We start from the raw sequence: 20,796 nt of genomic DNA on the forward strand, positions 1-20,796 counted from the left end.
GGGGCAACCATGCATATCGACGACTACAGCAAGCACATCAAGTCGAAGTGCCGGCAGCGATCAGGGTTGCGGGACTGGGCCGTACAACCGCGCCAGACGCTGGCACTGGTTAGTTTCTGCGCCCTGTTACCGCTCTACGCTATCGCACAGATGGCCGAGCCGGCGCCTCCGGCAGAAACCGAGCAAAGCCTGCAGCAGCCACAGCAGGAAAATCAGCCCGGTGTGGCCCCTGAGGAACCGAAAGCAGATACACAGCACACCGACGAGAACGCCGGTCGCGCCATCGACTTTGCCACCACCGCCGCCGCGCTGCGTGAACAGGCCGCGCGATATCGCGAAATTGCCAACCACTGGCAACCGATTGCACAGGGCGCACCGCTACGCCCCGGTGACCAGGGCCCGCGGGTCGCGCAACTGCGCAAGATCCTGAGCCAGTACGGCGATTACCAAGGGGCACTGGGGCCCGTGATTGTGGAAAGCGACGTTTCAGACCGTTACGACGCAGGCCTCCAGCGCGCGGTTGAGAGCTACCAGCGTCGCCATGGCATGGAGGCTACCGGTCGCGCGGACGCGGCAACACTGCACGCGCTGTCACACCCCCCGCAGGAGCTGGCCAACAAACTCGAGATCAATGCCGAGCGCTGGGAAAAGCTACCCGCCAAGCCCGGCAACCGCTACATATTGGTCAATGTCCCAGACTTCCAGCTGCAACTGATCGACCAGCAGCGGGTTGTGCTCTCCATGAAAACCGTGGTGGGCAAAAGCAGCAAACGCACCCCGGACCTGACGACCAAAGTGGTATCGGTGGTATTCAATCCAACCTGGACCGTGCCCCGCAGTATCCTGCTCACCGATCTGCTACCGAAAGCGCGCAATTTTCCGGAAGCCATGCACAAGCGCGGTTACCGGGTGGTGAAATACGGCAGTAACACCACCACGCCGATCAACGATAAGAGCATCGAAAGTGCCGCTCGAGGCAAGGCCACCCTGCGCCAGATCGCCGGCCCGGGGAATACCCTCGGGCGGGTGAAGTTTGTGATTCCCAACAAGCAGGCCATTTTCCTGCACGACACCCAGGCCCAGAGCCTGTTCGAACTGCGCCACCGTGCCTTCAGTCACGGGTGTATCCGCCTGCAACAACCGGAAGAACTGGCCTATGCACTCCTGGGCAAACAGGGCTGGGACCGCACCCGGGTTGCACAGGCAACCACCGGCGACGAATCTGTCACCATCAAGGTGGACAACCCGCCGCGACTCTTTATTGCCTACCTGACGGCCTGGGTGGACGCCATCGGCCAGGTACAGTTCCGCCCGGACATCTACCACCGGGACCGCTAGCACTCAGAACGCCCAGTCAGTCACTGCCAGCGGGGAGGTCAATATACCTCCCCGCGCACGCAGCCTCCGATACCGGCCCGCCCCAAAAACCGCTCAAAATGCACCGAGAAACACCCGATTGCGACGCGAACCTCCCCTTGCACGCGCGCAACCAGCCGGTTCCGTCGGATAAGCATCCACCACCCAACTGAAAACCCTGTACCCGAAACCCGCAAGTCACAGAAAAATAATTTCCCATTAATGACAACGCTGTCACCATATTTTTAAAGGTTCCCGGAGGTGAGTAGGCAAAATAAGTCCGAGCCGCCTAGTGTATTAGAAAAAAATAGCCAGGTTATTTTTTGATCAATTTGTTATCAGAGGCGATCAGTTTGTAACCAAAGATTATTTTTTATACAGTGCAGACATCGCGAGAGACACCGGAAGCCACTCGAAGACTAGAGGCCCCCAAGGGCACAACTCACTCAGACACCAAAGGCGGTAACAGGGTATGAAAGAACTTTCCAGACGCAGGTTTTTAGCAGTTTCTGCAGCTACCGCGGCGGCGGTTTCGGCCGGCCCCGCTATGGCAAAAGTGGGCAAGTCGCGCAATCTGAAAATGCGCAACCTGCACACCGGTGAACGCCTGAGCACCGCCTACTGGGCGGATGGCGACTACGATAGCAGCGGCCTCAAGCAGTTCAACCGACTGCTGCGCGACCACCGCGCCAATGAGGTAACGCGCATGGACCCGAAACTGTTCGACATCGTGTACAAGCTTAAGGAAAAACTGAACTACAACGGTGAGATCGAGATTATCTCCGGATACCGCTCTCCCAAAACCAACGCCAAGCTCCGCGCAGCAGGCCGCGGTGTGGCACGACGCAGCTACCACACCCGTGGTATGGCTCTGGACATCCGCATGCCGGGTGTATCTCTGTCCAAACTGCGCCAGGCTGCCATCAACCTGAAAGCAGGTGGTGTGGGTTACTACCCGAAGAGTAACTTCGTACACGTGGACACCGGCCCGGTACGTCGCTGGTAATCAGCGGCATACCTACCTGAAATCAGGCAGGGCAAAAACCGAAAAACCCAGGCACTGCCTGGGTTTTTCGCGTCTGGACGTTTGCTCAGTCTTCTGCCGGTATCGTCACGCTCACCGGTGTCATTTCTTCTTCGGCCGCGGGGACTTGGGTATCTCCGGATATAAGCCCCATCAGTTTTTCAACCTGTTGGCGGCTGCGCTGGAGTTCTGTCGGGGCTGCCAGTTCGATCGGATCTTCCATCTTCAGCAGCCGCTCTTCCAGCCGACCAAAGGTTTCCGCAAGTGCCATCGTCTGATGGCGATCCAGCAGCAGATCTGCGAGGCCGCTGCCAGCTCCCGGCAACCAGGCAACCTGAACATTGCGCAGCATCGCCAGTAATGCCTGCTTGGAATTCGCCGCCAAGCCACTTTCTACATCGCTTTCGGAACTCTCCGGAATACGCGGCAACACCTGATTCCGCAGCAGGTCGATATGCGCGGCTCGAATCCGCTGCAGACGCGCCACCGGATCTCGCGCCAGGTAAGGCTGGGACAGATCGTTGGCAGTCACCGGCCAGCGATTGGCCAGCTGAGCCAGATCTTCACTGATACCTTGAGAAATCAACCGGGTCAGCTCCCTGCGTCGATTAGAGGCCTGTGCCTTCGGTTCTTCGCCACCACTGGATTCGGTAAATTGCTCAGCGGAGCGCTCGCCGGTCGGTCCCCACAACATAATTTCCAATGCGTGGAAGCCGGTACTCGCCTCTTCATGCGCGGTGAGCCGGTGCTGCTTGCGCAGGTTCGCCAGTGTCAGCTCGATGGCCGTGTCATTGACGATACCGCTGGTGGAGTAACCCGGCACCGTGTCCAGATACCCCGCCTGCACCGGCCAGCTATTCAGCGCCAGCAACAGGTCTTTCCCCTGTTGCTGCAGGGGCGGCGGTGCAAATGCCACCTCGATAAATGGCATGGACGCGGCAAATTCCCGGTGAGCATCCAGCCACGCCAGCTTGGCCGATTCGAGGTGATCCTCGGTCGGTGTCATCAACAACTGCGCCACTGCCCGCTCCAGAGCCTGGGCCGCCGCCTGCGCATCGATAACCTGCGCCTGCCCAGCTCCCCAATACTCCGCGGAATAGGCGCCGGCAGCAGCTTCGTTCACCGCCTGTGTCGGCGCGGGAGCCACTTCGGCTTCCTCAATGGTTTGTGCAGGCTTTCTTTCGCAGCCACTACCCAATACCAGCACACCGCTGAGCATCAGCGCCAAAGACCCCCGGAATCGCACCCCTTGAGATACTGCGTTTTTTAGCTGTTCAAACAAACCCTGATACCCTGTGTATTAATACATTTCGATTGGCACTCCGATAACGATAGCCCGCCGGGTTACCATTCCAGAGCACTGGCAAAATCTTCTTGTTCGCCGCGCAGACTGATGATTTTCCAGCCGCGGGCGATGGCCTCCTCGCGCAAGCGGTTGTCGGGATCGACCGCCACGGGAAACTCGACCTGCTGCAGGAGCGGCAAGTCATTAATGGAGTCGCTGTAAAACCATTTCTCACCCTCGGCGTATTGCGGGTGCGCGTCCAGCCACTGCTGCAGCCGCACCACCTTACCCTCCTGAAAGCAGGGCTGACCGGCCACCTGACCAGTAAACTTGCCGTCCACCTCTTCGGGCTCGGTCGCCAGCAGGGAGTCCACTTTCAGACGATCGACGATCGGCTCCACCACGAAGCGATTGGTAGCGGTAATGATCATGATGTGATGACCAGCATCGCGGTGTTTCTGGATCAGTGTTTCCGCATGGGGCAACCAGATATCACCGATGACTTCTCGCATGAATTCCTGCTGCAGATTCTGCAGTTGCCCCCGGGACAGTTGCGCCAGAGGCTCCAGGGCAAACGACAGGTACGCGAAGATATCCAACGCGCCCTGTTGGTAATCCCGATAAAAGCGGTCGTTCTCACTGCGGAATCGCTCGCCATCCACACAATCACGCTCGACCAGAAATTCGCCCCAAGCATGGTCGCTATCGCCACCGATCAGGGTGTTGTCCAGATCAAAAATCGCCAGCTGCACAGAAATCTCCTTAGTTGACTATAGGGCACCGGTGGCGCACAGGTTGCCCTGCGATGGAATTTTTTACGCCAAATTCAGACCCGTTCACACCCTGGTGCGGACGGAGGTACCACTTCCATTGTTTGCCGCCCCTGATTCAGGGCGGGAGATTTTACCTTGCCCACCAAGACGTTACATCGACCATCTCACTGAATTGCCGTAAACCGGTCCCTGTGGAACAATGCAGGACATTATGGTGCGCTGGGGTTACTCCCCCTTGACGATTTGTGCACCGACAAAATTGAGGACGGTATTTTGGGCGACGGCAAGCAGACACCCGCCGGGCGTAAGCACCGCCGCAAACCCGCCAGATCTTCCGCGCGCAATGACCGCCCCAGCGGCGGCAAGTCCCAACGCAAAGCCGCTGCGGAATCATCTGGTACGACTTCGGACAACGACAGCAATATCGACAGCGAGGGCTTCCGCCCCAATGTCGGCATCATTGTCCTGAATGAGCGCGGCCAGGCTCTCTGGGCGCGCCGGGTAGGCGGAAAGGACGCATGGCAATTCCCGCAGGGGGGCATTAACCCCGGCGAATCCCCGGAACAGGCGCTGTACCGGGAGCTGTATGAGGAAATCGGGCTGACCCGCAGCCAGGTGACCCTGCTCGGCAGCACCCGTGGCTGGCTGCGCTACCGCCTTCCGCACCGGCTAGTACGGCGGCGCTCGGAACCTTTGTGCATCGGCCAGAAGCAAAAATGGTTCCTGTTGCAGCTGAACGCCGAGGAAAGCAACATCAGTTTCAATAATGGCTACAAGCCAGAATTTGATCACTGGCGGTGGGTGAGTTACTGGCACCCGCTGACCAAAGTGGTGACCTTCAAACGAGAGGTCTACCGGCGCGCCCTTACAGAGCTGGCGCCCACACAAATACAATTGGAAAGACGCTGGCTGAAGCGCGACCAGTAACCCCGCCCAGGCGGTGCCCCGACAAAGATCCAGGCCCCGCCCCCGGGAGCGCGCTCAGCAGCGACGACGCCGGCATCAGACCGGCGTGGAAATTCGGCGAGGAAAGCCATTTTGCTCGGATCACTGCGCAGTATTGTTCAGGAAGTAAACACCGCACGGGACCTGCCCTCGGCGCTGGATATCATTGTCCGGCGGGTGCGCGATGTTATGCAGACCAAGGTCTGCTCGGTCTATCTGCGCGACAAACACTCCGGCAATTATGTGTTGATGGCCACCGAGGGCCTCAACCAGGACTCTGTGGGCCAGGTGCATATGGCGCCCGGCGAAGGCCTGGTGGGCAACGTGGCCACCCGCGAGGAACCCATCAACCTGGAACACGCCGAGGCCCACCCCGCGTACCAGTACTTTCCCGCCACCGGGGAAGAGCGCTTCTCCGCGTTTCTCGGCACCCCCATCATTCACCACCGCAACGTACTTGGTGTACTCGTGGTGCAGCAGGCCGAACGCCGCCGCTTCGACGAGGGTGAAGAAGCCTTCCTCGTCACCCTGTCTGCCCAGCTTGCCGGTGTGATCGCCCACGCCGAAGCCACCGGCGCCCTGGCCACCATGGGCCAGCAGCGCAACGAGGCCAAATTTACCGGCCTCGCCGCGTCCCCAGGCATAGCCATCGGCCGCGCACATATCGTCGCGCCACCGGCCAACCTGGCCACAGTGCCCTTCGCCTGTTCGATGGATGTGGATGCGGAACTGGCCCTGTTCCAGCAGGCCCTGGCCGCGGCCCGCAGTGAAATCCGCGAAGTGGGCGAGCGCCTCAAGAACGACCTGAACAAAGAAGAGCGCGCCCTGTTCGACGCCTATATCAGCATGCTCGACGACAGTTCCATCGCCGTCGAGGTGTGTGAGCGCATTCGCCAGAAGCTCACCGCAAGCCGCGCCTGGGCCGAAGTCATGCTGGAGCATGTGCGGCGCTTTGAGGCCATGTCCGACTCCTACTTCCGCGACCGCGCCGCCGATGTGCGCGACCTGGGCGCGCGAGTATTGATGCACCTGCGCCAGCAGGAACAGAGCCAGCGGGATTACCCGACCAACACCATTCTGATTGGCGAGGAGCTGACCGCCTCGGTACTCGCCGACGTACCGCGAGAAAAGCTCGCCGGCCTGGTCTCGGTAAAGGGCTCCTCCAACAGCCACGTCGCCATTCTCGCCCGCGCCATGGGCGTGCCCGCGGTAATGGGCGCCCAGGAACTGCCCTGGGAGCAGATCGACGGCGTCGACATGATCGTCGACGGTTACCGCGGCGACCTGCACCTGCAACCGGGCCCCGAGCTCCGCCGCCACTACGAAGCCATCGTCGCCGAAGAGCGCGAACTGGCGCGCAACCTCGATCACCTCGCCAAACTGCCCGGGGAAACCGCCGACGGCCACCGGGTGCGCCTGTGGGTCAACACCGGCCTGATGGCAGATGTCGTGCGCTCCCTGGAACGCGGCGCCGAAGGTGTCGGCCTCTATCGCACCGAAGTCCCCTTCCTCCTGCGCGACCGCTTCCCCTCAGAAGAAGAGCAGCGGGAGATTTACCGGGAACAGCTGCAGGCCTTCGCCCCGCGCCCGGTGACCATGCGCACCCTGGATATCGGCGGCGACAAAGCCCTCACCTACTTCCCCATCGAGGAAACCAACCCCTTCCTCGGCTGGCGCGGCATCCGGGTCACCCTCGACCACCCGGAGATTTTTTTGGGACAAGTGCGCGCCATGATGAAAGCGAGCCTCGGGCTCGACAACCTGCGCATCATGCTGCCGATGATCACCGGCGTCAGCGAAGTGGAAGCCGCGCGCAAACTGGTCAACCGCGCCTACGACGAACTGATCGACGAAGGCTACGCCATCAAGCGCCCGCCGCTCGGCATCATGATCGAAGTCCCCTCCGCGGTGTACCAGGCCCGCGAACTGGCCAAGCGTGTCGACTTCATGTCCGTGGGCAGCAACGACCTCACCCAGTACCTACTCGCCGTAGACCGCAACAACAGCCGTGTTGCCAGCATCTACCACAGCTTCCACCCCTCGGTACTGCAGGCATTGCTGCAGGTGGTCACCGCCTGCCACGAAACCAGCACCAAGGTGGGTATTTGCGGTGAGTTGGCGGGAGACCCGGGCGGCGCACTGCTGCTGGTGGCCATGGGCTACGACGTCCTCTCCATGAACGCCACTAACCTGCCACGGGTAAAAGCCGCATTGCGGGAAGTGAACAAATCCGATCTCGATCGGTTGCTGCAACAGATACTGACCATGGAAAGTCCGGAGCAGATTGAAGAAAAACTGCACGGATATTTGCAGGATCTTGGGATTGGCGGGTTGGTGCAGCCGCAGAAAGCGGAAGCGAGTTCAGATTCGTAATTCAGTAGATTGGCACAATGCGAAATGCGCAGGTGTGGATACCGTGTATAGCCTCGCGGAAGAGCCCCCATGGATGGGTTCACGGCGTGTCTCGCAAGGCTATACACGGTAGCCGCGCCGCCACTAAACCAGTTCAGAACGAAAAACGCCGGGCAATTGCCCGGCGTTTTTGTTTGCGGAGTCGAAGACTGTGATCAGTCGTCGTTCTCTGCCTTGTACGCGTCCGCGTCCAGCAGCTTTTCCAGCTCGCTCTCATCGCTCGGCTTGATCTTGAAGAACCAACCGTCGTCGTACGGGCTGGAGTTCACGGTTTCCGGCTCGTCTTCCAGTGCTTCGTTGATCGCAATCACCTCACCGGAAATCGGCGCATAGATATCACTCGCCGCCTTCACCGACTCAACCACACCGGCCTCTTCACCGGCAGACACCGTCTGACCCACTTCCGGAGTTTCAACGTAAACCACATCACCCAGTGCATCCTGGGCGTGATCGCTGATGCCCACGGTAACAGTGCCATCTTCTTCCAGACGCGCCCACTCGTGGCTGGAAGCGTATTTCAGTTCGCTGCGAATCTCGCTCATGGGTTCTTCCCTCAAATAAGCTCAAAAAATACTGTAAACAGTGTATCCATTCGTCAGGCCAAAAGCCCAACCGCGTGCTCACACCAGCGACTTGCCGTTGCGCACAAAACTCGGTTTTACCACCCGCACCGGAATCAACTTCTTGCGGATTTCCACCTGTGCGGTATCACCTACCGTCACCGGCACCCGGGCCATCGCAATGGAAAAACCCAGGGTCGGAGAGAAAGTGCCGCTGGTGATGATACCGCGGCGATCACTCTCGTCCACCACAACCTGCTGACCAGCGCGCAGAACACCGCGTTCTTCCAGCACCAGGCCCACCAGCTTGTTTTCCACACCCGCGGCTTTTTCCCGCTCCAGCGCCTCACGGCCAATAAACTGGCGGTCTTCCGGTTCCCAGGCGATAGTCCAGGCCATATTCGCCTGCAGGGGCGAAGTATCGTCGTCCATCTCGTGGCCGTACAGGTTCATACCCGCCTCCAGGCGCAGGGTATCCCGCGCACCGAGACCACAGGGTGCCACACCGGCATCCGCCAGCGCGCGCCAGAAACCCGGTGCATCTTCATTGTTCAGCATGATTTCCAGGCCGTCTTCACCGGTGTAACCGGTGCGCGCCACAAACCAGTCGCCGCGGGAAACGCTATTGAATACCTTGAGACCGTCGATCGCCGCAGTCCAATCGATGCCCAGCACTTCCTTCACCTTGCCGATGGCCTCAGGGCCCTGAATCGCTACCATCGCCAGGTGCGGGCGTTCGGTCAGTGTTACCTCAAAAGCCTCGGCCTGCTCATTCATCCACGCCAGGTCTTTCTCGCGGGTAGCGCAGTTGACCACTACACGGTAGCCGGGATCGCGCAGGTATACGATCAGGTCGTCCACCACGCCGCCCTTTTCGTTCAGCATACCGGTGTAGAGCGCCTTACCCGCATTGCCATCCAGCTTGGCCACATCGTTGGCCAGCAGGGTGCGCAGGTAATCGCGGGCGCCTTCGCCGTCGACATCCACCACGGTCATGTGGGAAACGTCGAACATGCCGGCGGACTTGCGCACCTTGTGGTGCTCTTCCAGCTGCGAGCCGTAGTGCAGCGGCATATCCCAGCCACCAAAGTCCACCATTTTGCCGCCCATGGCGACGTGGGCATCGTAGAGCGCGGTTTTATTTCCCATTCTGAGCTGAATCCCGTGTCGGTTATTGTCTATCGAGCTTTTGCCTGAAAGCCGCGTATTCTACCGGCGGCACAACAGGGCTTACCAGATGCCGATACTCTGCAAAGACTAGCAGCCGCAGTGAAAAATATGCTCGCCCGGATAATCTGGAGGGGAATAGCAGCCGCCGGCGGGTTTTTCGTCGAATAGATCCCCAGGGCCCAACCGCGCATAATCGTCTGCTCGCTATATAAATATGCGAAAAAATAACTTTTGGTGATAAACCGTTTGCAGTAGCTTTAGCCGTCAAGCGGGCCACACCGGCCCACCTGCGCAATCATCAACCGAATAACTTACCCCGCTATGGATTGGTCTGGCTGGTTTTCCCTGTCTCTCGTCTTCGCCGTTCTGGCCACACTGATCTTTACCCGTGTGCACGCCTACCTGGTGATGATGGCCGCGCTTACCCTGCTGAGCGTTACCGGCATCCTGTCGCCGGCAGAAGCCCTGTCCGGGTTCAGCAATAGCGGCCTGATTACCGTCGCCGCCATGTTTGTAGTGGCCACCGGCATCCACGCCTCCGGCGGTATCGACATGCTGGTAAAGCACCTGCTGGGGCGCCCCAAAACAACCCGCTCCGCCATGTTGCGGGTCTTCGCACCGGTGGTGGCCCTGTCCGGCTACCTCAACAACACGCCGGTGGTGGCCACCATGATTCCCGCGCTGAACGCCTGGGCCAAGCGTATTGATGTGCCCCCCTCCAAGCTGATGATTCCGCTCAGCTACGGCGCCATTCTCGGTGGCACCCTGACGCTGATCGGTACCAGTACCAACCTGGTGGTCAACGGCCAGTACCAGTCGATCACCGGCAACGAGGGCTTTTCCCTGTTCTCCATCGCTGCGGTGGGCCTGCCTGCGGCACTGGTTGGCGTAATGTTTATGCTGATCTTTTTCCCGCGCTGGCTGCCGGATCGCCGCGAGAAGCAGCCGTTTGGCAACCTGCGGGAGTTCACCCTGGAAGTGGCGGTGGACAGCAGGGGGCCGTTAGTAGGCCAGACCGTGGAAGACGCGGGCCTGCGGGGGCTGCGCCGGGTATACCTGGTTGAGATCGACCGGGACAACCGGGTAATCACCCCGGTTCGGTCCGAGGAGATACTGCGTGGTGGCGATCGACTGGTATTTGCCGGCGATACCGAAGCCATTTCCGACCTGCTGCGTATGCGCGGTATTGTGCCTTCGGACCACGATCACGAGGAGGCGGCACTCAAGGGAGGCTTTGAGGAGCGCAGCCTGGTGGAGGTGGTGGTTTCCCCACACTGTGAGGTGATTGGCAGTACCATCCGCGATGCGCAGTTCCGCAAGCGCTACGGCGCCGCGGTACTGGCGGTGGCGCGCCAGGGTGAGCGAGTCTCCGGCAACCTGGGCAGTACCAAATTGAAGGCCGGTGACACACTGCTGCTGGAGGCACGCCCCGGTTTTGTGCTGCGTCAGCGCTACAGCAAGGACTTCCTGCTGATCAACGACCTGGAGGCGCAAAGCCCACGCCACGAAAAAGGCCTCACCGCCTGGCTGATCCTGATCGCCATCGTTCTGGCCGCGGGCACCGGTCTGATCAGCATGCTGAATGCGTCCCTGATCGGTGCCGGCGCCATGCTGGTGACCCGCTGCTGCTCAGTGAACCAGGCGCAGAAGAGCCTGGATCTGCCGGTGCTGATTACCATTGCAGCCTCCTTTGCCCTGGGTGTGGCGCTGCAAAAAACCGGCGTGGCGGGGGTGCTGGCGGAGGGGGTAATTTCCCTGTCTTCCGGTCATCCCTGGCTGATGCTGATACTGGTGTACCTGTGCGTCTCCCTGCTCACGGAGATGGTCACCAACAATGCAGCGGCGATCATCATGGTGCCCATCGTGCTGCAGATCACTGGCAGCGCCGGGCTGAACCCGGAACCGTTTATGTTTGCGGTGATGATGGCGGCCTCTGCCAGCTTCGCCACGCCGCTGGGTTACCAAACCAACCTGATGGTGTACGGGCCCGGCGGCTACCGCTTCTCCGATTACCTGAAGGTGGGTATCCCGATGAACCTGCTGGTGGGGGCGGTGACCATCACCATCCTGCTGACGAACTGGAACCTGGTGCTGGGGCAGTAACGGGCCCGGCCGGTGTGCCGGTAAATTTTTGTGGCGCGGGGGCGCGGGCGGGGTTATAAAGTCGGCCCTGTTCAACCCGCTGCGCCCGGCACCACGCCGCTCCTCCCTCCCGCGCAGCCCTTGCGGAACCAACCTGTTTGAACGCTGCCTTTTCCATTGCGGAAGCTCTCCCGCAGTCTTTTGCCGAGCGCGACTGGCGCCGCGGTCCCGATGGTGACGACCCGCTGGATCGCATTGCCACTGCATTGCGCGAGACCGGCTATATCGTGTTGCCGGCGCCGCTGCCGCCTGCTCTGCTGGGGTCGATGTTGCGACATTTCCGTTCGATCGATCGGGAGCGTTTTCAGGCGGCGGGTATTGGCCGGGAGCAGGAGCACCAGCTGAATCAGTTTGTGCGTACGGATGAGATTTTCTGGCTGGACCGTTCGAACCCGTCGGTGGCGGCGTATCTGAGCTGGGCGGAGACGTTGCGGCTGGGGCTGAACCGGCGGCTATTTCTGGGGCTGTTCGATTACGAGTGCCACTATGCGCGCTACGACCGCGGCAGTTTTTACAAGAAGCATATGGATGCGTTCAAGGGCAGTACGAACCGGGTGGTGAGTACGGTGCTGTATCTGACGCCGAACTGGCAGCCACAGGATGGCGGTGAGTTGCAGATCTATGCGCCGGACAGTGAAGAGGTGATCGAGAAGGTGGCGCCGCGATTCGGGCAGATGGTGATTTTCCTTTCCGAGGAATTCCCCCACGAAGTCCTCACCAGCCACCGCCCCCGATACAGCGTTACCGGCTGGTTCCGGGTGAACAACAGCCTTGGAGAGAATATTGATCCGGCCCGCTGAGCTCTGAGGCTCGATCTATTTATGTGGCGGCCCTGCTGCCGGGACAACCTTCTGAGACACGAGCTAGGCGCCCCCCTCAACCCATTCCTGGGGGCTCTTCCGCGAGGTCCCTCTCGCGAAAGGTCCCACAAGGTAGACCCGGTATCAGCACCTGCGCTTCAACATTTACTATTTAAAACCTAATGCACCGCCGCCACTTCCCGCACCATAGCCGCCATATTCGCCGGGCGATCAATGGGGAAATCGAGATGTAGGCGCGCGCTCACATCTTCCGCGCTGATCACACCGCGCACGTGGTGGTTGTCGGTATCCACAACCAGGCAGTGGCGCTGTCCACTCTGGCGCATGGCGAGCAGTACATCGCGAATTTTGGCACCCTTTAACTGGCCGAGTTTCATTTGCTGTAAATGATTGCGGCGCTGCATCAAATCGCCCACGGTCAACTCACCGCGCACTTCCCCTGCGGCGACCCGCTGCATGACTCTCTGATAGGAAACATCTTCGGCGGTGAGCAATCCGATAAAGTCGCCGCGGTGGTCCATGACCAACACCCAGGCGAGGTGGCCGGTGCGCAGGACCTGGGCGGCGTCCAGTGCGGAGACGGAGGCGGTGAGTATGGCGGGGTGGTGTTTTTTGAAGTCGGTGACGAATTTCAGTGCCGGCGAGTCGAGGCTCAGCTCGTGAAACTCTTCGGGGAATACGAGTTTGTCCGCATCTTCCAGTGGAATCAGGTCCAGTTTTTTCATAGCAATACTTCTCTTCTGTTTTTTCGGGCGCACGCTGCCGCTGTCGGGGTGAGCGATTTTTTCGCGCGATTGCAGCCCGATTATTCTGTCGGCACCGGTGGCGCCGCTCGGTAAATGATTCGATTTAAGAAATATATTGCTGGGCGGGAGGCCCGCGGATGGTGTGGGCAGCGCGTGCCGAGGAAGAGATATGTACAGGGAAGGTTATCGTGGATGCGATAACCGAAATGGGGGGATTAAGCGCGGCCTGTTCGGCAACGGCCGCAGGTTCATGATCGGCTTGGGGTGATTCGCCGTCTCGCTGTAGCAGGACACGTACGACCTTGTCTGCAGAATCCAGCTGCACGCCTGCCGTCTCTACGCGGCCTTCGGCGCAGAGCAGCATGGATTGCATCAGTATCAGCAGGATTCCGAAACGCACGCTACAGATCTCTATACGGGTTTAAATTTTTTCTCAGTATCCGTTATGCGCCCTGCCGCTGTGTAATTCAAGGGGCTTGCGACGAACTGTTCAGGTTTTTCGTTTTTCCGAGGAGTCCGCGGAGTCGCTGGAGTCGCTCTCCGGCGTCGAGCCATCCTGAGCGGGCGCCTCATCTTCTCGCAGCCTGTCCACCTGGGATTTAACTTCCTGCTCCAGTTTTTCCTGGGGCCAATCCCCTTCCTGCTCCTGCTGTGCTGCCTCATCAACACGCAACCCGTGACGCTTGGCACGCAGTCGCCACAGGCGTTTCGCCACTTGCTGGCGGTCCGGGGTTTTATCCGCTTCGTCGACGATTTCCTCACCCAGCAGGGTTTCGAGAATATCTTCCAGCGCCACCAGCCCTTCCAGGCTGCCGTACTCGTCCACCACGGCACTGATCTGCACCCGCCGCGACAGCATTTTGTGGAATACCTGATAGATGGGTGCGGTTTCCGGCAGCATCAGCAGGTCCCGGCGCAGGCTGCGCAGGGAGTCTTCGAGGTCGCCGCGGGCATAAGCCTGCAGTAGATCCTGCTTCAGTATAAAGCCCACCACCAGATCCGGGTCGTCCTGTTCGTACACCGGTATACGGGAGAAGCGGCTTTTTTCCACCTGCTCGTAAGCGCTGGCCACGGTCATGTCCTGGGAAAGAGAAAACACTACGGTGCGCGGCGTCATGACTTCGCGCACGGTGTGATCACGCAGCGTGAAAAACAGGTTGTGCAGGATGCTCGACTCGCGGCTCTCCAGCTGCCCTTCGGCCTCGCCGATTTCGGCCATCACCGCGAATTCCTCGCGGCTGAATCCGGTCAATGTGGTGCCGTGCGCAAGACCGCGGGTGAGCCACTCCGATAACCACACGAAAGGCTTCAGTGCCATCACCAGATATCGCAGCGTATAGGCAGTCGCCGGCGCCAGCTGGCGCCAGTACACGGCGCCCAGGGTTTTGGGGATGATTTCGGAAAAAACCAGAATCAGCAGGGTAAGAATCGCGGAGGCAATGCCCAGATAATTGCTGCCAAACACCGCCGCCGCCTGCGCACCGGCGCCGGCGGCGCCGACGGTATGGGCTACCGTATTGAGCGTGAGAATCGCGGCCAGCGGGGCATTGATGTCGTCCTTCAGCTGCCCCAGTAACTTGCCAGAGCGATGCCCCTCCCGCTCCAGCAGGCGGATATAGGGGCGGGTGACACTGAGAATGACCGACTCCGCAATAGAGCAGAGAAAAGAAAACCCCAGGGCGACGAAGACATAAATAATCAGTAATAACATGGCTTGTCAGAAAGATTGGCGACGGTGGTTTGCTGCATCATCGGTGTTTTGTGGCAATAGCGCAAAATACCGACTGCCACCGGCCAGACAAAAAACCAGCCCGAGGAAAACACCCGCGACGAAGCCGCCCACATGCGCAGCATTAGCGATGCCACCGGGAATAAAGTAATCCACAACACCGAGCATGCACACCAACAGCCACACCACCGATAACCACAGCAGTGCGCCCGGGACATCACGCCACTGGGGCTGCCAGCGCTGAATCACCAGCGCACAGCCGATCAGCGCATACACCACCCCGGACATGCCTCCAAACAGGTTCTGTGGCGAAGAGAGATACTGTGCAATATTGGCCGCTGGTGCGCTGATTAATACCAGTAGCGCAAACCACAGAGAACCCGCCCTCGCTTCCAGTGAGCGCCCGACAATCCATATGCCGAGGCTGTTGAAAAGAGCGTGGGGAATCGAAAAGTGCACCATGGCGGGCGACCACAGCCGCCAGTACTCGCCCCGGGCGAGATGCATTGCCAGAGTACTGCCGGGCAGCTCCACATTCCCGGTTTGCTGCGGAAAGATGATCAGTGATTCCGCCCACCCCTGGCGCAACATGAACCAGCCGATAAAGCACAGCGCGATCAATAGCAGGGATACCGGGGTTTGCTGCAACGGCCACTGTGGAATCACCCCCGCGGAAGCTCGCGGTGCCGGTTCACCCGAACCATCACTGCTGCGGGCCTGCACATCCGACGCTGATTCCGCAACTGGCTCTGAATCCGACGGCAAATCTCGTTGCGGATCCTGCTCAGGGCCCTGCGCCGAAGCGTCGTGCACATGTACGTTCACTTGAGCCAGATCTACCGCGCCTTCCTGCCAACGCGCCAATAGCTGCCGCATCGGGTCCACCAGTTGCGGCGCCAGGCTCGCCACTACCTGGGCATTATTCTCCTCGGTGATACGCAGAGGCAGTTGATGGCGGCGAATAAATTCCGCCAGCGGTGAAAGATCTTTGCCCAGGGGGAAGTCGCAGATGGTTATCCAGTTACTCAAGCGGCGCCCTTATTTCGGAAATACACATGAAAACGAGTGAGAGACTCTAACAAAAAACGCGGCTGATACGCCGCGTTTTCGGGTACATCCTGCGTAACCGACTTACACGGACATGGCGCGCATGATGATACGTTTTTTCAGCATCGGGCTCGCATCCACCATGCTGAGACCGGTATTACGCAGCCAGCGCCAGTGCAGATCTCCGGCACCGAACAGAGACTTGAAGGTGCTCATCGCCTTCAACGTGGATGCATTCTCTCCGCGGCGACGGCGCTGATAGCGAGACAGGACCGATGCGTGTGCCGGTGAAATATTGCGTTCCAGTGCGCGTCCGACCTCTTCAGCCAGCACCCGGGCATCCATCATGCCGAGGTTAACGCCCTGGCCGGCAAGCGGGTGAATACTGTGGGCCGCATCGCCCACTAGTACCGCACCGGGGCCGCAATAGGCTTCCGCATGGCGGGCGCGCAGGGCAAAGGAAAACCGCTCGCTGACAAATTCGATACCACCGAGACGGCTCTCGAAGGCCTTTTCGAGATTCAGGGCAAATGCCTTGTCATCCAGCATCACCAGCTCACGCGCTAGACTGTCGTCCGCGGACCAGACCACTGCACAGTGACGGTCGTCACCCAACCCGGATAGCGGGAGAAATGCCAGCGGACCGGTATCCAGAAAGCGCTGCCACGCCGTGTTCTGATGGGATTGTTCACAGCGCGCAACACATACCAGTGCGGTCTGCTTATATTCCACGTCGCTTGTGCGGATCCGCAGCAGATCCCGCACCCGCGAGCGCACACCGTCTGCGCCCACCAGCAGGCGAGTGGTCAGTACCGGTGCCTGCTCATCCAACCCTTCAACCTGTTCGCGATTCGGATTACGCGCCTGCAGGTGCCAGAGCCCACAGTCCCGCCACCAGCTCTCGAGCTTGAAGCCGGTGACCAGATCCACATTGGGGAGCTCTTCAATACGCTGGCGCAGCGCCTCGAGGATCACATTGTTTTCCACAATATGCCCAAGGTTCGGCAACTTCACGTCGCGGCAATCAAAATATACCGAGCCGGTACCCTCCGCGTCCCATACTCGCATCTGGGTATAGGGGCATTCGCGCTTGCCGGCGATCAGCGTCCAGGCGCCGGTCTCCTCCAGAAGATCCCGAGACGCTTCGGTGAGGGCCACAACCCGGGCGTCGTAGGCGTCAGGCCGTACCTGTGGCTCCACCGACGACGCTTCCAACAGCGAGATCCGCAACTGTGGATAACGCACCGCCAACAGGGCCGCCTGCGCCATACCCACCATGCCACCACCGACGATGGTTACGTCCATTCGCTGTCTGTTCATAGGCAGAATGTCTCCGGGATGAAGAGTTTTGAAGGTATCGATTGACCGCTGCATCGGTCATACCAAGAATCCGAACCTTTATAGTGTGAGGCGCGCCTAAGGAGTAATTCCTGCTGCCTGGCGGGCAAATGCCGCCCGTGTGGCCGGTGTCAGTGCCAGCCCGAGCAGCCCCAGCTGGCGCAACCCGCTGGTCAACAGATTGCGAGAGGCAAACAGCGGCGGAATTTTGTCGCTGAAGCCAATAGTGAGTTGCTGGTCATGTTGACGTTCGCGCCAATAGGCCTCAAGTAAGTCTAGCTCCCCGGGGCCGGTGTGGGCGAAATCCGGGCCTTTCTCCGCCACTGCCCGACCAATGGTACGGGCCAGCCCCTCGCAGTCCCGCAAGGTCAGATTAAAGCCCTGCCCGGCCACCGGATGCAGGAAGTGGGCACTATTGCCGACCAGCACTACACCGCGGCGCACCTGTTCGCGGGCCAGGGATAGGGTCAGCGGATAACTGTGCGGCTTGCCCGCACGGACAATTCTGCCAGCGCGCCAGCCAAAAGCGCGCTGCAGTCGCTGGATGAACTCCGCTTCCGGCAACTCCGCCAGAGGCGGCTGTTCATTTTCTTCACAGGTCCACACCAGCGCGGCACGGTGCATACCTTCTCTTTTCGGTAGCGGCAGCAGCGCCATGGGGCCAGTGTCAGTGAAACGCTCGAAAGCAATTCCCCGATGATCCTTCTGCAGTCCCACCGTTGCGACCAGTGCCTGCTGCTGGTAGTCCACCTTTGAGGTGGCGATGCCGAGACGCTCGCACAGCGCAGAACCTGCACCATCCGCCACCACCAGCAGGCGGGTTTGCATAGCCGTCGATTCACCTGCGCGCTGAATATGCAGTTTTGCGCCCGGAGAATGCATTTCAACAGCAGACACTTCCGCATTATCCAGCACCTGCATCGGCGTCTTCTCCAGTGCCCGATAAAGCAGCGGCCCGAGAGCAGCATTTTCGATGACCGCACCGAGCATTCCCTCAAAGCTCGCCTGCCGTTCCCGCGTCGCATCGAGACTGGCGCCAACGCTGTGCCCACGATCAGACACCTGTACCTGGCGTATGGGCTCGGCATATTCGCGCAGCGCCGGCCACAATCCCAGGGTCGAAAAAATACCCAGACTGCCCGCGGCAATGGCGGTGGCACGGGTATCGAAGCTCGGCAGGGCAAGCGGTGCATCAACAGCCGCGACCGGCTGACGCTCCAGAAGCACAATGTTCAACTGCGGGCAGTGATGCGCCAGCAGCAGTGCGAGACTGGCACCGGCCATACCGCCACCGACAATGGCGATATCCGTAGCCTGCATGGAATCGCTCACAGCAACGCCTCCTGAATAAGATCTCCGGCGCTCATCAGATGCTCGATATCCGCAATCGTTTTCGGCGCTGCCTCTGACAATACCTTGTTCCCGCCCCGGGAAAGTGCAACATCGTCTTCGATGCGAATACCGATACCGCGGAATTTTTCCGGCACCGAGGGCGCATCCACCGCAATATAGATACCCGGCTCCACCGTCATGGTCATCCCCGCTTCCAGCTGCCGCCACTGGCCATGTACCTTGTAGTCACCCACATCATGCACATCCATTCCCAGCCAGTGGCCAACCCGGTGCATGTAAAACTGCCGATAGGCGCCGGACTCGATCAACCCCGAAACCTCCCCCTGCAGCAAGCCGAGATCTTTCAGTCCCTGGGTGATAACTTCCACGCTGGCGAGGTGTGGCTGATCCCAATCGTTGCCGGGCACACACTGTTCAATCGCAGCCAGTTGGCTGGCGAGAACAATTTCATACACCGCTTTTTGCGGGCCGCTAAAGCGGCCGCCGACGGGAAGGGTACGGGTAATATCAGCCGCATAGCCGCGATACTCACAGCCCGCATCGATCAACACCAGATCGCCATTTTTCAGCTGCGCATTGTTCGCGATGTAGTGCATCACCAGTGCGTTGCGTCCACTACCGACAATACTCGGATACGCGGGCTCGCGCGCACCGGACGTGGCGAAGGTGTGCAGCAATTCTGCTTCCAGCTGGTATTCATACATACCGGGACGACACACCTGCATCGCGCGTCGATGACCTTGTGCGCTGATTTCGGCGGCCCGCGCCATCAAACGGATTTCAGCAGCACTCTTGTACAGGCGCAGATCGTGCAAAAGCGGGTCGAGGCTGAGTATCTGGGGCGCGCCACTGCTGCCGGGGGCCATTTCGATGGCCTGCAGGTAAGACTGCAGACGTCGATCCAGCTGCGGGAATCGGCCCATGGTGTAACAGATAAAGTCTCTGCCCTCCAATAAGCCCGGGAGAATGTCGTCGAGATCGCCGATGGGGAAGGCATCACACAGGCCACAATGTTCAGCCGCCTGCTCCGGTCCAAGGCGCGGACCGTCCCACATTTCTTTTTCCTCGTCGCGCTCGCGGCAAAACAGCAGTGTTTCGCCCTGACCGCGCCCCGGCGCGAGCACCAGCAGGGACTCCGGTTCGCTAAACCCGCTCAGGTAAAGAAAGTCACTGTCCTGGCGAAACGGAAAATACGTATCTCGCGAGCGCAGTTGCTCGCGCGCGGCGGGCACAATGGCCAGACTGTTTTCCGGCATCGCGTCGAGCAGACGCTGGCGACGGCGGGCGTATTCGGCTTTGGTAATATTCATCGGCGAATGGCGGAGCGAAAATCGGTTTCAGGTTCAGTGCAGGGTCGGGCCCGAGGGCTTATCGCCTCCGGCACCGCCATTGCTGGCTGGAGCACTGTTGCACTCCACAAAAATGTTCAGTGCAGCCATGCGCACGTATTCCTGAACTTCGAATAGCTGGCGCTCCTGCTCGACATCATTCTCCATACCCTGCGCATCCAGCTGTGCAATCTCTGCAAAATCCCTGAGGGCCTCACTGCTCGTCGGCAACAGTTCGCCGGCATACTTGCCAATACCAAACCCATGCAGAAAGCCCTCGCACCACAGGCACAGGGTCTGGCCACGCTCGGCCAGCTCATCGCTGTCACTCAGCAGTGGCTGAAAAGAAAAATCTTTATCCGCGAAATCCGCCTGGCTTTTTTCCACCAGCTCTTGAATTGTGCCGTTCAGGTCAGCGGGCACCGCATCAAGATCGAGAAACTCCGCCGCTTCCTGCTGCCAGCGGGATGCACTTGGTCGCGCACCCGCCGCCAGCAAGCCACAAATAAAACCGTGCAGCTCGCTGGGGCCAATCTTGCCACCGGCAGCGACAATCTGGTTTGCCAGATCATCAAACGATATTTTTTTCACGGACTTTGCGGACCCTGCGGACATAAACACTCCAAAATACGTATACGGTACGGCAATCGACATGCCGAAAATTTGAACGGCCGCCAAGAATTCCAGTGGCTCTCCCGCGATAATCTGGAAAGCGCAATCGAATGTGTGAATATTTCACCAAAGTGGCGAAATATTGTCTAAGCAAC

General features: G+C 59.7%; 18 protein-coding genes. 6 read left to right on the forward strand and 12 right to left on the reverse strand.

Features of this window, described 5'->3' with window-relative positions:
- Window positions 1–9: 9 nt before the first annotated feature.
- Both ACYX4K_RS12755 and mepK read left to right on the forward strand, forming a co-directional pair.
- Window positions 10–1,338, forward strand: coding sequence for a L,D-transpeptidase family protein (locus ACYX4K_RS12755; RefSeq protein WP_475091745.1), 1,329 nt, complete (start codon window positions 10–12; stop codon window positions 1,336–1,338).
- A 490-nt stretch (window positions 1,339–1,828) separates the two neighbouring features.
- On the forward strand, window positions 1,829–2,362 hold the full coding sequence (mepK, locus tag ACYX4K_RS12760; RefSeq protein WP_475091744.1) for a peptidoglycan L,D-endopeptidase MepK: 534 nt from the start codon (window positions 1,829–1,831) through the stop codon (window positions 2,360–2,362).
- Window positions 2,363–2,447: 85 nt separating this feature from the next.
- Here mepK and ACYX4K_RS12765 read toward each other — a convergent pair whose 3' ends face one another.
- Together ACYX4K_RS12765 and ACYX4K_RS12770 are read right to left on the reverse strand one after the other, a co-directional pair.
- Complete coding sequence (locus ACYX4K_RS12765) at window positions 2,448–3,599, reverse strand: imelysin family protein (RefSeq protein ID WP_475091743.1); 1,152 nt, start codon at window positions 3,597–3,599, stop codon at window positions 2,448–2,450.
- A 125-nt stretch (window positions 3,600–3,724) separates the two neighbouring features.
- Complete coding sequence (locus tag ACYX4K_RS12770) at window positions 3,725–4,417, reverse strand: histidinol-phosphatase (protein WP_475091742.1); 693 nt, start codon at window positions 4,415–4,417, stop codon at window positions 3,725–3,727.
- Between the two features lie 264 nt (window positions 4,418–4,681).
- Between ACYX4K_RS12770 and rppH the strand changes: the two genes are divergently transcribed.
- Together rppH and ptsP are read left to right on the forward strand one after the other, a co-directional pair.
- On the forward strand, window positions 4,682–5,365 hold the full coding sequence (gene rppH, locus ACYX4K_RS12775; RefSeq protein ID WP_476178705.1) for an RNA pyrophosphohydrolase: 684 nt from the start codon (window positions 4,682–4,684) through the stop codon (window positions 5,363–5,365).
- A 111-nt stretch (window positions 5,366–5,476) separates the two neighbouring features.
- On the forward strand, window positions 5,477–7,756 hold the full coding sequence (ptsP, locus tag ACYX4K_RS12780) for a phosphoenolpyruvate--protein phosphotransferase (protein WP_475091740.1): 2,280 nt from the start codon (window positions 5,477–5,479) through the stop codon (window positions 7,754–7,756).
- A gap of 194 nt (window positions 7,757–7,950) precedes the next feature.
- Here ptsP and gcvH read toward each other — a convergent pair whose 3' ends face one another.
- Complete coding sequence (gene gcvH, locus ACYX4K_RS12785) at window positions 7,951–8,337, reverse strand: glycine cleavage system protein GcvH (RefSeq protein ID WP_043319474.1); 387 nt, start codon at window positions 8,335–8,337, stop codon at window positions 7,951–7,953.
- A gap of 78 nt (window positions 8,338–8,415) precedes the next feature.
- Entirely contained in the window at window positions 8,416–9,504 is a 1,089-nt protein-coding gene (gcvT, locus tag ACYX4K_RS12790) for a glycine cleavage system aminomethyltransferase GcvT (protein ID WP_475091739.1), read from the reverse strand.
- Window positions 9,505–9,846: 342 nt separating this feature from the next.
- Between gcvT and ACYX4K_RS12795 the strand changes: the two genes are divergently transcribed.
- Entirely contained in the window at window positions 9,847–11,628 is a 1,782-nt protein-coding gene (locus ACYX4K_RS12795; RefSeq protein ID WP_475091738.1) for an SLC13 family permease, read from the forward strand.
- A 137-nt stretch (window positions 11,629–11,765) separates the two neighbouring features.
- Entirely contained in the window at window positions 11,766–12,467 is a 702-nt protein-coding gene (locus ACYX4K_RS12800) for a 2OG-Fe(II) oxygenase (protein ID WP_475091737.1), read from the forward strand.
- Window positions 12,468–12,646: 179 nt separating this feature from the next.
- On the opposite strand, the gene ACYX4K_RS12805 is transcribed toward ACYX4K_RS12800, so the two are convergent.
- From ACYX4K_RS12805 to ACYX4K_RS12840, 8 genes are all read right to left on the reverse strand, one after another.
- Window positions 12,647–13,213 carry a CBS domain-containing protein gene (locus ACYX4K_RS12805; protein WP_475091736.1) on the reverse strand — a complete coding sequence of 189 codons (567 nt, stop codon included), beginning with the start codon at window positions 13,211–13,213 and terminating at the stop codon, window positions 12,647–12,649.
- A gap of 124 nt (window positions 13,214–13,337) precedes the next feature.
- Window positions 13,338–13,634, reverse strand: a complete 297-nt coding sequence (locus ACYX4K_RS12810) for a hypothetical protein (protein WP_475091735.1) — start codon at window positions 13,632–13,634, stop codon at window positions 13,338–13,340.
- A gap of 90 nt (window positions 13,635–13,724) precedes the next feature.
- Window positions 13,725–14,945, reverse strand: a complete 1,221-nt coding sequence (locus tag ACYX4K_RS12815) for a hemolysin family protein (protein WP_475091734.1) — start codon at window positions 14,943–14,945, stop codon at window positions 13,725–13,727.
- A gap of 6 nt (window positions 14,946–14,951) precedes the next feature.
- Window positions 14,952–15,992: a rhomboid family intramembrane serine protease gene (locus tag ACYX4K_RS12820; protein WP_475091733.1), complete on the reverse strand. Its 1,041-nt coding sequence runs from the start codon at window positions 15,990–15,992 to the stop codon at window positions 14,952–14,954.
- A 102-nt stretch (window positions 15,993–16,094) separates the two neighbouring features.
- Window positions 16,095–17,330 carry a UbiH/UbiF/VisC/COQ6 family ubiquinone biosynthesis hydroxylase gene (locus ACYX4K_RS12825; RefSeq protein WP_475091732.1) on the reverse strand — a complete coding sequence of 412 codons (1,236 nt, stop codon included), beginning with the start codon at window positions 17,328–17,330 and terminating at the stop codon, window positions 16,095–16,097.
- Window positions 17,331–17,426: 96 nt separating this feature from the next.
- Window positions 17,427–18,680 carry an FAD-dependent monooxygenase gene (locus ACYX4K_RS12830; RefSeq protein ID WP_475091731.1) on the reverse strand — a complete coding sequence of 418 codons (1,254 nt, stop codon included), beginning with the start codon at window positions 18,678–18,680 and terminating at the stop codon, window positions 17,427–17,429.
- Window positions 18,677–20,011, reverse strand: a complete 1,335-nt coding sequence (gene pepP / locus ACYX4K_RS12835) for a Xaa-Pro aminopeptidase (protein ID WP_475091730.1) — start codon at window positions 20,009–20,011, stop codon at window positions 18,677–18,679. Before pepP ends, ACYX4K_RS12830 begins: the two co-directional genes overlap by 4 nt.
- Before the next feature lie 33 nt (window positions 20,012–20,044).
- Window positions 20,045–20,644: a UPF0149 family protein gene (locus ACYX4K_RS12840; RefSeq protein WP_475091729.1), complete on the reverse strand. Its 600-nt coding sequence runs from the start codon at window positions 20,642–20,644 to the stop codon at window positions 20,045–20,047.
- Window positions 20,645–20,796 lie beyond the last annotated feature (152 nt).

It is taken from the genome of Microbulbifer sp. ABF4_107 (genome assembly GCF_056312215.1).

Excerpts from the sequence above, each read along its gene's own strand:
- ACYX4K_RS12755 (WP_475091745.1), top strand. The coding sequence starts at position 10 with ATGCATATCGACGACTACAGCAAGCACATCAAGTCGAAGTGCCGGCAG.
- gcvT (WP_475091739.1), bottom strand. The coding sequence starts at position 9,504 with ATGGGAAATAAAACCGCGCTCTACGATGCCCACGTCGCCATGGGCGGC.
- ACYX4K_RS12815 (WP_475091734.1), bottom strand. The coding sequence starts at position 14,945 with ATGTTATTACTGATTATTTATGTCTTCGTCGCCCTGGGGTTTTCTTTT.
- ACYX4K_RS12805 (WP_475091736.1), bottom strand. The coding sequence starts at position 13,213 with ATGAAAAAACTGGACCTGATTCCACTGGAAGATGCGGACAAACTCGTA.
- ACYX4K_RS12765 (WP_475091743.1), bottom strand. The coding sequence starts at position 3,599 with ATGCTCAGCGGTGTGCTGGTATTGGGTAGTGGCTGCGAAAGAAAGCCT.
- ACYX4K_RS12795 (WP_475091738.1), top strand. The coding sequence starts at position 9,847 with ATGGATTGGTCTGGCTGGTTTTCCCTGTCTCTCGTCTTCGCCGTTCTG.
- mepK (WP_475091744.1), top strand. The coding sequence starts at position 1,829 with ATGAAAGAACTTTCCAGACGCAGGTTTTTAGCAGTTTCTGCAGCTACC.
- gcvH (WP_043319474.1), bottom strand. The coding sequence starts at position 8,337 with ATGAGCGAGATTCGCAGCGAACTGAAATACGCTTCCAGCCACGAGTGG.
- ACYX4K_RS12825 (WP_475091732.1), bottom strand. The coding sequence starts at position 17,330 with ATGAACAGACAGCGAATGGACGTAACCATCGTCGGTGGTGGCATGGTG.
- ACYX4K_RS12840 (WP_475091729.1), bottom strand. The coding sequence starts at position 20,644 with ATGTCCGCAGGGTCCGCAAAGTCCGTGAAAAAAATATCGTTTGATGAT.
- pepP (WP_475091730.1), bottom strand. The coding sequence starts at position 20,011 with ATGAATATTACCAAAGCCGAATACGCCCGCCGTCGCCAGCGTCTGCTC.